This window comes from Treponema vincentii, from assembly GCF_010365865.1.
GTDB lineage: Bacteria > Spirochaetota > Spirochaetia > Treponematales > Treponemataceae > Treponema.
On sequence record NZ_CP048020.1, the window covers coordinates 1,942,753 to 1,956,633 of the forward strand.

At 44.4% G+C, this 13,881-nt stretch carries 12 protein-coding genes; 4 read left to right on the forward strand and 8 right to left on the reverse strand.

Translation table 11 applies throughout. From position 1 onward, the window contains the following. Window positions 1-39 precede the first annotated feature (39 nt). Window positions 40-708, forward strand: a complete 669-nt coding sequence (locus GWP43_RS14915) for an L-lactate permease (RefSeq protein ID WP_230977641.1) — start codon at window positions 40-42, stop codon at window positions 706-708. A gap of 18 nt (window positions 709-726) precedes the next feature. On the opposite strand, the gene GWP43_RS14920 is transcribed toward GWP43_RS14915, so the two are convergent. The 8 genes from GWP43_RS14920 to GWP43_RS09105 all read right to left on the reverse strand — a co-directional run bounded on the left by GWP43_RS14920 (window position 727) and on the right by GWP43_RS09105 (window position 8,156). Then, window positions 727-1,578 carry an ABC transporter substrate-binding protein gene (locus GWP43_RS14920; RefSeq protein ID WP_230977642.1) on the reverse strand — a complete coding sequence of 284 codons (852 nt, stop codon included), beginning with the start codon at window positions 1,576-1,578 and terminating at the stop codon, window positions 727-729. Window positions 1,579-1,718: 140 nt separating this feature from the next. Continuing rightward, window positions 1,719-2,345 (reverse strand): peptide ABC transporter substrate-binding protein, encoded by a 627-nt coding sequence (locus GWP43_RS14925; protein ID WP_230977643.1) that lies wholly within the window; start codon window positions 2,343-2,345, stop codon window positions 1,719-1,721. Further along, the gene (locus tag GWP43_RS09085; RefSeq protein ID WP_162663885.1) at window positions 2,338-3,747 is read right to left on the reverse strand and encodes a TP0584 family protein; all 1,410 of its coding nucleotides are present in this window, start codon (window positions 3,745-3,747) and stop codon (window positions 2,338-2,340) included. Before GWP43_RS09085 ends, GWP43_RS14925 begins: the two co-directional genes overlap by 8 nt. A 138-nt stretch (window positions 3,748-3,885) precedes the next feature. After that, window positions 3,886-4,740 carry a carbohydrate ABC transporter permease gene (locus tag GWP43_RS09090; protein WP_162663886.1) on the reverse strand — a complete coding sequence of 285 codons (855 nt, stop codon included), beginning with the start codon at window positions 4,738-4,740 and terminating at the stop codon, window positions 3,886-3,888. Then, window positions 4,737-5,651, reverse strand: coding sequence for a carbohydrate ABC transporter permease (locus tag GWP43_RS09095; RefSeq protein WP_162663887.1), 915 nt, complete (start codon window positions 5,649-5,651; stop codon window positions 4,737-4,739). Before GWP43_RS09095 ends, GWP43_RS09090 begins: the two co-directional genes overlap by 4 nt. A 411-nt stretch (window positions 5,652-6,062) precedes the next feature. Then, on the reverse strand, window positions 6,063-6,641 hold the full coding sequence (locus GWP43_RS14930) for an ABC transporter substrate-binding protein (protein ID WP_230977644.1): 579 nt from the start codon (window positions 6,639-6,641) through the stop codon (window positions 6,063-6,065). A 466-nt stretch (window positions 6,642-7,107) separates the two neighbouring features. Continuing rightward, window positions 7,108-7,329, reverse strand: coding sequence for a hypothetical protein (locus tag GWP43_RS14935; RefSeq protein WP_230977645.1), 222 nt, complete (start codon window positions 7,327-7,329; stop codon window positions 7,108-7,110). A 41-nt stretch (window positions 7,330-7,370) separates the two neighbouring features. Then, a complete protein-coding gene (locus GWP43_RS09105; protein ID WP_162663888.1) occupies window positions 7,371-8,156 on the reverse strand; it encodes an alpha/beta hydrolase in 786 nt (261 codons plus the stop codon). Between the two features lie 409 nt (window positions 8,157-8,565). On the opposite strand from GWP43_RS09105, the gene murQ reads away from it, so the two are divergent. From murQ to GWP43_RS09120, 3 genes are all read left to right on the forward strand, one after another. Then, on the forward strand, window positions 8,566-9,468 hold the full coding sequence (gene murQ / locus GWP43_RS09110) for an N-acetylmuramic acid 6-phosphate etherase (protein WP_162663889.1): 903 nt from the start codon (window positions 8,566-8,568) through the stop codon (window positions 9,466-9,468). A gap of 11 nt (window positions 9,469-9,479) precedes the next feature. Then, window positions 9,480-10,397 (forward strand): N-acetylglucosamine kinase, encoded by a 918-nt coding sequence (locus GWP43_RS09115; RefSeq protein ID WP_162663890.1) that lies wholly within the window; start codon window positions 9,480-9,482, stop codon window positions 10,395-10,397. A 104-nt stretch (window positions 10,398-10,501) separates the two neighbouring features. Next, entirely contained in the window at window positions 10,502-13,810 is a 3,309-nt protein-coding gene (locus GWP43_RS09120) for a right-handed parallel beta-helix repeat-containing protein (RefSeq protein ID WP_162663891.1), read from the forward strand. Window positions 13,811-13,881 lie beyond the last annotated feature (71 nt).

Genomic DNA, 13,881 nt, shown 5'->3' on the forward strand with positions numbered 1-13,881 from the left:
ATCGGCTTTTCCGAAGGCCTTAAAGCATGGGCGCCGTTTATGCTCATCTTTGTATTGTTAATTCTTACCTCCAAGCTCTGTCCTCCGGTGCACAACGCCATTAAGGATTTCAAACATTCGTTTATGATTTATACGGGAGAAGGAGGCAAGCCGCTCACATTTAGCTGGATAAATACTCCGGGAGTGGTGATATTTATAGCGGCCATCTGCGGAGGGCTTATTCAAAAGGCTTCATTGTTCGAAATGGCCGACGTATTGGGCTTTACCCTAAAAAAATATTGGAGAACCTTTGTAACGATTTGTAGTGTTTTGGCAACTGCCAAGGTGATGATATACAGCGGAATGATTTCCGATATTGCCCGTTCGGCTGTTGTTGCAGCCAGTCCGGTATATCCGTTTGTTGCACCGTTAATCGGCGTGTTGGGAGCCTTTATAACGGGATCGGGTACTTCTACCAATGTCCTTTTTGGAAATTTACAGATGGAGACTGCACATTCGCTTAATTTGAATCCATATTGGATTACCGCGGCCAATGCACTGGGTGGGGGAATCGGTAAAATGATATGCCCGCAGAATATTGCAATTGGAGCAGGTTCTATCGGCATTACCGGTTCCGACAACAAAATTCTTGCAGCGGTGTTTAAATATTTTGTTGTGTATGCATTGCTTGCGAGCGTAATCTGTTTTGCCGGCTCGTTCCTGATGTGAGCCGCTGCACATTTCCGTTCAGCGGTTCTCTTTGGTATATAACGCAACTCCGGGCAACGGATCGGGCTGGGCAAATCGGATAAATTTAAACGGATGGATATTAACCGCATTGACATACCAGCCTTTGATATCGCTTAAATCGATTACGTTGATTGCAGGAACGTGAGAAAGCGGAATAAGAACCGATGAATCGAGTAACAGCTGTTCCGCTTTTGCAAGATAGTCAAATCTCGCTTTGCGATTTTGTTCTGCCGATGCTTTCTTGATAAAATTTTCATAATCTATATTGTGCCAGCCTGAATCATTTAAAGTTGAATCGGTGCGGAATAATTCTAAAAACGCAAGCGGATCTGCAAAATCACCAATCCACGAAATGACAGCCAAATGATAGTTATCCGTCTTTAATCGGTCGTAGTATTCTTCAAAGGGTGTTGTCGTAATCTCGGTTGAAATTCCTATTTTTTCCCATGCAGTTTTCAGCAATGCCGCTTGTTGGATGTAGAAGGCTGTTTCCGGTAAGAGAATTTTTACCGGTTGTGTTGTTTCCGACTGCGGGACTTTTTTTAACAATTTTTCAGCTTTTGCTATATCCTGTTTATCAACACCGGGTACGGTTGGATATCCCGTGAGGGGGAATACCAACGTCTTAGCAGGAATTAAATAATCTTTGCGCAATTCGGTATAGGGGAGTGCAGCGAGCAGCGCTTCTCTGAACGTTTGATTATTGCACGGCGTTGTGTTTGTTTTAAAATAGAAGAATTCAGTTGCAAACATCGGTGTAATGTGGATGGTATATGCCGCTGCTACTTTATTTAAATTGACGGATCCGCAAAGCCAATGAATAGAACCTTGATTAAAAGCTTCTGTCATTTTATCGGTATCTTCATCTAACAATATGCTGATTGCAGGGGAGTCGTACCGATTCGGAATCCCAATAAACAGAGTTCTTTACAAGGCGGATTTTGTCGCCGGTAAAACTTTCTATTTTAAAAGGGCCGCTTGCGATCGGTTTAAAAGCGGCGGCAGAATTTGCAAAAAGAAGATTTACCTGCATATTTCGTTATTGCTTTAAGCTGTGAAGGATGTACTGCGGAAAATGCGTGATGACAAAGTATATTAGCCAGTTGTTCGGCGGGATATACGAGCGAAATTTTTAACGAAGTATCCGATTCCGCATACAAGCCGATATGCGATGTGTCCGTAGCCATTCCACTCCGGTATTCTTTTACACCTTTAACGCAATCTAAAAGTGACGCATACGGTAAATCAAGTTTTGGGTTTAACAAATTGATAAATGAATCACAGAATACTTGCGCGGTAATAGGGTCACCATTTTCAAATGTGAGGTTATCCCGCAGTGTAAATGTCCATGTCAAACCGTCTGCACTGATTTTCCAATCCTTTGCTAATCCTGCCACCGGCTGCAACGTATAAGGATCGTATGTACACAACCCTTCGTACAATCCGGTAAGAATTTGCGCCTCATTTGCATTATACGCGGCATGGGGGTGTAAGTTCGGAATACCGGTAGTGACCGAAACAACAAACTCGTTTTGAGGATAGGGTTCATTTTCTGCGCATGCAACAAAGGGAACTATACATAAAACAAGAAACAGTAATATATTTTTTTTATTCATGAATTAATCCAAGTTCTTTCATATTCAAATATTCTTCAACACTCGCATTGTATTCCGCTCTGCATTGATTTGCTTTTATCACCGCATTTCGAATTGTTGTTAATTCTATTTTTATTCCCCTCATTTTTGATCGCAATATAACATCGGTAGATTTATAATAATCATCCAAGCCTCCGAGCGTTTTTAAATACCCATTGCATATAACAATGTATTTGTTTAGCATTTCAAGCAATTGTTCATTGCTCATACCGGTTAAACGCTGCTGAAGGTCGGAAGTCCCCGATGAAAGGATTCTAAAAATACGAATTGTTTTTGCTAAATTATCAGTAAAATCTTCCAGTACGATTATTTCTTTTTTTTGTAAGTTGCTAATAGGATCTTTAATCAGTATGGTGATTTCATGTTTTTTTTCTTCCATATTGAAAGCACGCCTCAGAGCTTCTAAGAACTTGGTAAAAATCGTCATACGTGATTTATATACTATTTCTTGATTAGCCATGAGTTTGGTGAGGCAGGTATCGAAATGATTGCCGGTAGTACCGAGGATGCGGAGCCCTGTTATAAGCACCGGCCGCATATTCTCCTGTTTATTAATTTTTACATCTTCTTTTTGCGTTATATTCAAATGACGCAATACTTCCCGTTGCAGATGTGCCGAATCAGGGCCGTAATCTTCTTTAATAACTTCCATTACAAGATCATGATAAAAAGGGAGTTTTTCATCATTTGTCGCGAGGGCTTTTTTAAGATTTTTTAATAATTTAATCGGGCTTGCGATATCCGCTTGTGTAACCGTTAAATCGGGCGGCATATTTTTTCTGACCGTTAGTTTATATTCTTCCCGGTGTAGACGGGCAAGCTGACGGAGTGTTTTATTGATGTCAGCATCAAGCTTTGCAAGGTGCCCGAGGGAATCTCTCAATAGCCCGCCGGTTAGCGTATCGGAGACGGAATGGAGCGATTTACATATTTCGGCTATTGCACGGGTATTCGCAAGTGTCGAATTTTCATTAAGTGCCGACCACTGAAAAGTTTTATTCAATGCGAGCATGGATGCAATGCGCTGTGGTGTTAAGAACGAACAGTTAAACTGATAGGAGTTAGTTAAAAAATCAAGCATCGTTTGATACTGTGCTAATCGGGAACCGACGATGGCAGCTCGTTCACTATCAGCAAAAGCTTCGTTACTGGGGACTTTTATTTCGGTCATGCGGCTATCGTATTTATACGGATCGTCATAAACTAAGCCTTTTTTTAGTAAATTGCTGCGGAGAATTTTTACCACACTGCCGAGTGCTGCATAATTCTGCTGTAACTGCGGAAGTAAATGCCTATTAAATTCTTCCCGTTGTATGGCTATGTGGTGTTCTAACTCTTCAGAAAAATTTTTCGTAGATTCCATATCATCATCATCGGCACTTTAAAAAAATTTTTTATACGATTTGCGGAATAACTGCCTTAAAAGCAAAGCGCGGGGCAGAAGCGATGGGGATGAGGATGCCTCAAAAGTTAGTTACTTTTTTGCCATCCCCACAATCTTCTATTTTATCGCGCCGGCGGTCATTCCCTTAATGAAATACTTACTCATAAATAAATAGAGAATCATCATCGGAAGGATGGCTACGGTTAATCCGGTAAACAAAAGCGTCCAATTGGTGCTGTGCTGCCCGAAAAAGGTGCTGAGACCAACCGGCAGGGTTTTTAGATTCCTGCTGTGCAAAAAGACAAGCGGGAAAAAGAAGTCGTTCCAGATAGGCACCGCGTTGTAAATGGTTACCAACGCAATTCCGGGTGCAATGACCGGCATCATAATCTTACTGTAAATGGTAAAGTCATGGCAGCCGTCTATCCGCGCCGCATATTCGAGATCTGCAGGAATAGCTTTAAAGAATCCCGAAAGAATAAATATGGTTGAAGGAATCCCCATTGCGGTAAAAATTAAAATAACCGACAAAAAGTTATCCATAAGCCCGAGTTTTCTGATAATCATAAACAGCGGGATGATGGCAGCTTTGAGCGGTAGCATGATACCGCTTAAAAAGACCATATACAGCAGCGTATTTCCTTTGAACACGTATCGGCTAATAGCGTATGATGCCATCGAGCCGAACAGCAGCACTAAAACCATAGAGAAGGCGGTTACGATGACGCTGTTGATAAAAAACGTGCTGAATCCCATATCGACCCAAACCCGCTTATATGACGAAAAATCCGGGTTGGTCGGCAGAGCGAACGGGTGCTGGAGAATTTCGCGTGTCGGTTTTAATGACGACATAACCATATTAAAAAGCGGATATGCGATCAAGATAACATAGATAATCATCAGTGTTAAAATACCGGCGATTGCAAGGCGTTTTACAGGGGATTCTGTATTCATGCGTAGATTCATGTTCATACTTGTGTCTCCTTTGCCTTTCCGATTGCGACGGATACGAGCGAAATACAAAAGGTCATAATATAGATGATAACGGCGATGGTACTGCCAATGCCGATTTCGGGATTACCCGTATCCACCGAACCGAAGGCGGTGCGGTAAAAAAGCGTGCCGATGGTGTCGGTGCTATAGTTCAGTCCGCCGCCGAGGTCGGTCATGGTGTATATCTGTTCAAAAACATTTAAACTGCCGATGACGGTTAATACCGTGATAACCGTTACGGACGGAATAATGAGCGGAAATATGATTTTCCAAAATAAGCCCATCTCGCTTACGCCGTCTATGTACGCGGCTTCGATACAGCTCTGATCGATTGAGTCGATGGCTGCAAGGAATACAAGTGAAGGGAAGCCCACCCAGCGCCAAATATTGGTTGCGATGATGGCAAAGGTTGCGGTGTTTTCGTCGCCGAGCCACGCCCGCCGGAAGGAGGAGAGGTCGAGGAGATTCAAAAAACTATTGACCAGCCCATCGCTCTTTAAATACATACCCCATAAAAATCCGACCGCAACAATTGAAAAAAGCACCGGTATAAAAAATATCCGCTTAAAGGCCCCGTGTCCTGCGATTTTTCTACTTAAAACATACCCGAAAAGCAGTCCGAGGCTATTTTGAATGAGCATTGTGCAGCAAAACCAGATGCCATTGTGCTTTAATGCATTAAAAAAACGTTCGTTATACGGAAAGGTAAAAAACAACTTTTTAAAATTACCCAATCCGGTAAATGTGCCGCGGAGAAGTTGGTTCCAGTTGAATAAGCTGTTGAACAGACTCATAAAAAGCGGCAACAAAATAAACACGCTGACAATCAGCAGCGCCGGCGTTACGAAAAACGCAATCCATAAAAATTTACTTGTTTTTGATGTTATCATACTTTCATATTATCCATGGCGCCTGCCTTCCTTTTGTGCGAAATTTTAAGGAAATAAAATTTCGCACATTTTTCCAGCAGACGGGTGAACGCATCAGGCAAATAGATCAAATTCCGCAAAATAATTGGGGCTGTGAGACCATTTGAACCATCTTCAACTGTTGTACATCCGTGTACAACAGTTGAAGGCGAGTTTTGTGCGTGCACAAAACATCGCTGCTGTGTGGAACCACTGCCATCCTTGGCAGTTCTGGTTGAGCAGCCTCAATGATTTCTGCGGGTAACACGAATATTGTACTTCCTTGTACAATGTTCGTGTCAAGTTTTTCTAATGAAAAACTCGTTGCTGATTAGCATCACCGCCATCCGTGGCGGATATAAAAAAGTGCCTGATGTGTTCGCCCGGGAGCCCCTATTTTTGAAAAGGTTTATAATAGGTAGCGATACCTGTTTGTACGTTCTTACATGCTTGTTCGGCCGTTAAAGAACCTGCTAAGTAGCCCTGCCCTGCTGCCTGCCACAAAGCGGAACCGGTCGGCTGTTCATAGCGGAATGGTACAAGGAAAATATAGCTGGTGCTGTTTTTCATCATCGTGATGACTTTTCCGACAAACGGATCAAGCGAGGTGTCTACCCCGGGTGTAGAACTGATCATTTTCAGATCGGAAATCAGCATATTGCCGACTTCCGGTGAACCGAGGAACTGTAAGAAGGTGAGCGCCGCTTCTTTATGTGCTGTTTTTGCATTGACTGCCCAATTCATATCTGCATAGAAGGTAACGTACTGTTCTCCTGCCGTTGTGCCCGGTACCGGGAATGCATCGAATTGGAGGGAAGGGTTGTTTGCTTTAAAGGTTCCTGCTTCATACGAACCGCCGATCATGTGTGCGGCCGTTTCGTTCATAAAAGAACCCTGAATGTCGGTATAGCCGACACCGGTAAACAGTTCCGGCATATAGGGGGCGCAATGCGCCGATTTTTTTAACCGCATCGATAAAGCGTGGATCTTCGAACGTAGTTTTGCCGGCGACGACTGCATCAAAAAAGTCATTAGCTCCATAGAAGTTGGGGCCGACGCCGCCTAAAAGGGTTTCTACCGTCCATCCGTCCTTTGAACCGTTTGCAAGCGGTATAATACCATTCTTCTTACAGACTTCAAGATTTGACAGGAATTCATCCCATGTCGCCGGAACCTTTAAACCGAGCTTTTTTGTAGATATCTTTGTTGTAGTAACAGAAGATCGCTTGGCTTAACGCAGGCAGACCGTATATTTTACCGTCTTTAATACTTCGTGCACCCTGTTTAGCCGGTTCCGAATAATCTTTTTAAATTGGGAATAAGGTCATCGAGCGCGAGGAGATACTCGCTGTCTGCAAGCGTCTGTAAACCGCCGTAGGCTCTGCCCATAAAGACATCCGGTCCTCCACCGCCTTGCAGTGATGCGCTTACGATCGTATTATACTCGGTGTTTTTTAATGGCGGTTTGCTTTACGCTGATGTTCGGATGCTTTTCTTCAAAGGCTTTAATAACCTTCTCGTAGAATTCTACATCCTCGGTACGCCATGTCCAAAATTCCAGCATAACTTTTTCGCTGGAATTGTTGCTGTTTTCATTTGAACATGCAAACAACATCAAGAGAAAACATGCTGCCAATGCTGCAATGATTTTATTTTTCATCACTTGCCTCCTAACTGTTGAAAATTCCTATTTTAACCGATTTAAAAAAATCGGTTAATAATCTTTTTAATGCCGCGATCCCACAGCGGCCATTCATGCCCGCCGGGACTTTCTTCATAGTAATGCTCGATACCCTGTTCCTGTAAAAAACGATGAAAGTCCCGATTGATGCCGATGAAACCGTCCGAAGTACCGCATTCAAGGGAGATCTGCGGATAAGCCTTTCCCTGCATGAACTTTTTCATTTTGAGTACCGCATTTTTATATTCGCTTTCCATGTTCTCTATACTGCCGAATATACCCTTCGCCCATTCAGGGGTAAAGACGGGATGTTCAGGCGAAAGCTGCTCCCTCGTTAAAAAAGCGGAGGAAATACCTGCGGCGGCTCCGAAGTTCTGCGGATATAAACAGGCTGCCCGTATTGCTCCGGCGCCTCCCATCGAAAGCCCTGCGATAACGGTGTCCTTCCGCTCCGTTGAAAGGTGAAACAACCTCCGTGTCAGCCGTATCAGCTCGTCCCCGACAAAGGTACCGTACTGCTGCCCGGGAAGTTTACCGTCAATATAAAACGCATTTTCCGCCGCCGGCATGATGACGGCAATATGCTTTTCCGTTGCGTAGCGACGTATGTTTGTAAGCGTGAGCCAGTCCGTATGGCAGCCGTACAATCCGTGCAGCAGATAGAGCGTTTTGAGCGGCTTGGTTTCCTGCACCTGCGGTCTTTGCCCGGAAGCATCGGGCGCGCTTTCTTCCGCCGGAATAATTGCGCACAGTGAAACCGGACGCATAAATGATTGTGCCAAAACTTCGGTATAAACAAGAGCCATCTTACTTTTTCTTATCCTAAAACCGCTTTTCGATGAACTTCATACCATGGATTGAAGTTCTTCAACTGTGAGCGGATTCATAATCAAATCATCTAATGTCATAGTTTTCATATCAACAGTCATTGAGATACTCTGCGTGTATTATATTCTGTAGATACAAGAAGTGTCAACGTAAAAAATTCACGGTGATTTTTAGTACAAAGGAGTCCCTCTATTCCGAAGGATGCGAAGCAAATCTAACCGAGTTTTTAGAGGTGCCTAAAGATATACGGAGTTTTTATATGGACTTACACGTGTTTAGGCGTTATGATTACACGTGTGAGGTGATATATGTTGGCAAAACTTACGTTAACTTTTTAAGAATTTATCAGAATGTTCCAATAATTAATGGAAAGAGGAGTAGATTATAATGAAAGAAATTCCCGTAACGGAGCAGCGCAATCCTGCTTCATATCAAATCGATACGAAAAGTACGGCAGAAATTTTGACGATTATCAATAATGAAGATAAAAAAGTTCCCGAGGCGGTTTCGCAGGCGATTCCTCAGTTGACGCGGCTGGTCGATTGCGCGGTTGAGGTGTTTCAAAAAGGCGGGCGGCTGTTTTACCTTGGTGCGGGAACTTCCGGCCGTTTGGGGGTGTTGGACGCCTCAGAATGTCCGCCCACCTACGGCGTGTCCCCCGATATGGTGCAGGGCTTTATCGCAGGCGGCGATGCCGCGCTCCGCCGTTCCATCGAAGGCGCCGAGGATGATGAAAACCACGGTATCGATCAGCTGCGCGGCGCGGAGTTTTCGGCGTCCGATATGTTGGTCGGTATTACCGCCTCCGGTTCCGCTCCTTATGTGCTGGGAGCGCTCCGATATGCCCGTTCGCTCGGCAGCCCGACCGGTGCAATAAGCTGCAATAAAGATTCACGTACCTTTGAGCTTGCCGATTATCCCATTTATCTGCCGGTCGGGCCCGAAATCGTTACCGGCTCCACTCGAATGAAGTCCGGCACTGCGCAAAAGCTCGCGCTGAATATGATTACCACCACCGCGATGATTAGGATGGGAAAGGTCTATAATAACTTTATGATCGATCTGATGCCGGTGAACGCAAAGCTGGTGGAACGGTCGAAGCGGCTGATTAACGAGATTACCGGATGCGGGGAAGCGCGTGCCGCACGGATATTTGAGGATTCCGGACGGAAGATACGGACAGCGGTGATTATGGCCTCGCTTGAGGTATCGAAAGAGGAAGCGGAAGCGCTGCTTAAGCAGGGGAACGGCAATATCAACAATGCGCTCGATGCGTATAAACGGCGATAAACGGCATAGGTATGAAGCAATTATTTTTTGGGATCGACGGAGGGGGAACACAGTCCCGGCTCGGTATCTGTGATGAAACCGATCGGCTGATTGCACAGGTAAAGGGCGGTTCTACCAACCGGTATGCGGTAGGGTTTGATGCAGCTTGCGATAATCTCCGCGACTTGATTCAAAAACTCAAAATTGAAAGCGGCATCGATGTGCAGAACTGCGCTGCAGGCTGCTTTGCTTCCGCCGGTATGAGCACGGAGCAAGAGACCGAAGATTTCCGCCGTTTTTTTACCGGCGAGGGAATCCGCTGCCCTCTGTACCTTTGCAACGATGCACTGGCCGCACTCGCAGGCGGTACCGGAACGGCGGAAGGCATTATCGTGGTGAGCGGTACCGGATCCATTGCCGCCGGCTTAGATAAAAACGGCAGAACCGCCCGCGCCGGTGGGCTTGGCCATTTGATTGGGGACGAAGGTTCCGGCTTTAAGATAGGATTGGACGGGATTAAAGCCGCCGCCGCTGCTTTGGAACGGCGCGGAGAGCGTACCATATTGGCTCCGATGCTGTTTAACCATTACGGTGTCAACACCATACGGGAATTATTTCCCTTTTTGTATACAAACTTTGATAAATCGAGGGTGGCCTCTTTTTCTCCCTGTGTATTTCAGGCGGCGCAGCAATCGGATGCGGTTGCAACACATATTTTGACAACGGCCGCACAAGACCTGTCGCTCCTTACCCGCAGCGTATACGGCGCTCTCTTTGACGGAACGGAGGCTGAAGTGGTATTCTCCGGCGGCATTTTGGAACATCAATCTTCTTTTGCAAAACTGACCGCCGCATATATCTGTGATGTGTTGCCGCAGGTGCGAATTATCTGCCGCCGTTTTGAGCCGGTAGTCGGTGCGTGTATCCTTGCCCGGCTTGGCAGACAGTAAATTTTGAGAAGGCAAATACATTTGTTCTTTCTTTTTTGATCAATATGATATAAAATATAAAAATAATGCTTTTGTAGCCGTTTTGAATTCTGCCGGAGTTTTACATGAAAAAAGTTGTGCGGATAGTTATTCTCTCAGTTTTTGCGTTTTGCCTTTCCATAGCCTGTAAAAATTACACGGAAGATATTGAAGATTATTTAAGCTATTGGTCAGCCGGCGTATCGATTACGGAGTATCGGTTTGAGCCGCAGCCTCAAATCTATACGGAAGGTATGCAATACGTTCCCTCCAAGGCACCCGTAACCGTTACATTTACCGTGCACAACTCTAAAAACTTAGGTTTAAAAATGCCGGGAGATTCCGATGCTCCTGCCGATATTATTTCATTTCCGCATATTCCGGATGCCCCAGATAAAAGAGTTGCTGCCCCGCAGTCCGGCAATGATTATGAGTTCAAAAAAATTTCAAATACCGAGCTGACGCTTACCTATAACCCTGCCTTTTTACAAAAGTATGAATGGGGCAGAGGAGATATAACTCCTTCTATTATACTTTATACCACGGACGGCAGAGTGTTTAAGCAAAACATTCCGTTTAAGCTCAACGTAAATACTCCTCCTCCAGCTATTGCCGAATGTGTTGTTGGACAGACAACAACACATTTACCTTCCGAAACTTCTTATTATGTTCTGTGCTTGCAACTGTCGGATGACGATATGAAAAAAACATGCGGTAACGGACTTTTGCATGAAGATATTGCCGGTATTGAAATCAACGGAACAATATATAACCTTTCGGTTAACAGTAAACTGAAACAGCTGAAAGCACAAGCTGACAGCCCTTTTATCGATAAAGATAAGGTAAAAAAGTTAGATACCACCGATGCGAAAGAAATTCCTTCCGATTGGACGCTGTATTTTAAAACCAAGGTTAAAGTAAAGCCGGCTAGTTCCAAAAAAGACTATACGGTTAGATTAAAGGATAAAAAAGGACTGTATTCGGAACCGGTTACGGTAGGTACTCAGGGGAAGATAGTTACCGTAACCTTTAAGCTCGCGGGCGGAAATATCAGCGGCAGTGCAGCTGATATCACCAGGACTGGTGCGCCGGAAACACCGTTGCAACCTCCAAATCCTACTAAAGACGGCTATACCTTCAACGACTGGAATCCTTCATTGCCTACACATCCCGTGTTCCCTGCCGCAGATACGACATACACTGCGCAGTGGACGCTAAATACCTATACCGTAACATTTAAAGTAGACGGCGGACAGGGCTCTCTAACAGGCACACATAACAGCACATCTAAGGTAGCGAGCGGTTCAACTGAGATGAAATTTGAATCAGTTCCGCATAATAGTACGATAACCTTTACCGCTACGCCGAGTGGTGGTTGGGAAGTAGAAAAATGGATGCTTGACGGCAATGAAGTCCCCGGCCATACAAATACGAGTTATACTCTTTCCAATGTAACCGGCAATAAAACCGTAAAGGTGAAGTTTAAGGCAGTTGGCGGTCAGGGACCGACAATAGAGGCAACTAGTTGGGAAGAGTTACGGGCTAAAGTGCAAAGTGCTACCGAGGGCACTATTATCGAAATAGCACAGAATCTTACCTACAACATATCTCATGCAGTCGGCAAGGACTCTATAATCGAGGTAAATAATAATATCACCATAAAATCAAAAGGCAGCGGTACGTATACTTTGAATGCAGGTGGTAAGGGAGCTGATAGTGAGCAATCCAATGCCAAGAGTACCGGTATTTTTGAGGTGAGTGGCAACAAAACCTTAACGCTTGAAAATTTAATTTTAACCAAGACCGAAAAATATGCCGTCTATGTTGACCATAATAGTTCCCTTACAATGAAGAATGTAACGATTAATAACTGTAAGACCCAATATAATGTAGCCGGTATTTATTTTAATAAAGGTAAAGATTTAAAGCTTGAAAACTGCGAAATAAATCTTTGTAAAGGCAAAGGTTCCGCTTCTTCCGGTGGTATATATATTCAAGAGCCGAAAGGAACGGTGAGCATAAAAGACACGATAATTAAAAATTGCAAAACCAAAGAGAATGGTAGTGGCACCGGCGGCGGTATATATCTGTATAAAGCAGCCGGTACTTTGGAAAATGTAAAGGTTGATAGCTGTAGTGCGAAAAGCGGCGGCGGAATATACGTCAAAGGTGGAACTCTTACTATAACCGGCGGATCTTTTATAAATAATTCAACTGGGGGCACAGGTCAGAGCGACGGGGGCGGGGCTATTTATAACGAAGGCGCTAAAGTTACTATAATAGGATGTACCATCGGCGACGATGATTCAAGAAAAGGTAACCTCGCGGTACAGGGCGGTGGTATCTTTGTTGATGGAGGTGCCGAATGTATTTTAGAAGCAGGTACAAAAATCATCGGTAACGGCACAATTGGGCTGGGAACAGGCACGGGTAACGGCGGTGGTGTGTATGTCGCGGGGAATAGTTCCCTTAAAATGGAGAATGTAACGATTAAAAACTGTGAAGCAACCGGCACAGATAGTGCCGGCGGCGGTGTATATCTGTATAAAGGAACATGTACGCTGGAAAAGGTGATTGTTGAAGGGTGTAAAGCACCGAAAGGCGGGGGTATATTCGTCAGCGAGGAGGCTGAGTGTATTCTCAAACAGGACGTAAAAATTCTCCAAAATGTGGCAATGGGTACCAATAGCAACGGTGGCGGTATTTTTGTAGATAAAGATTCAGGCGATATTAAACTCGGTACATTAACTATCAATGGGTCTAGCGAGAAACCTGTTATCATCTCTAAAAATACGGCTGATTACGGCGGGGGCGTGTATAACCGTGGAACGGCAGCTATTAACCATGCTGAGATAAAGGATAACAACGTACAATACCACGGTGGCGGAATGGTTAATGCAGGAACGTGTACGATGGACAGTGTTAGGATAGAGAATAATGAAGCTTCTAACCAGAATAGCAACGTTGGAAATGGAGGCGGTATCTATAGCGATAAAAAGCTTACGCTTAAAGATACTACCGTTATCGGCAACACTGCCAAAAGGGACGGAGGGGCTATATATATTGACGATTCGGTCTTCAATATGTCGGGTTCTACGGTTATTAATGTTGAACCAAGCGGAGGAGCCACTGGCCCAAGCAAGAATGACATATATTTGACGAATACTGCCTTTATCACGCTGACCGGTGCGCTAACCGCTACGGAAAATATTGCACGTATCACGTTAAACAGTTTAGGCGGTTATAAAAACAACCGAGAAATAGTGAAGGGCGATTCCGGTTTTACTATTCCATCAGGCTACGAAAATAAATTTACGATAACGGATAAAATAGGCAACCCTCAGCACTGGAAACTTATTTATCAAAGTAATGCGTTAAAGCTTAAGAAGAACTAAACTTTCTCTTCGCGGCTGTGCGGTTTTTCTTTGCATTTTCTTGCAATTCCGTGTATAGTATCCGCAAATAT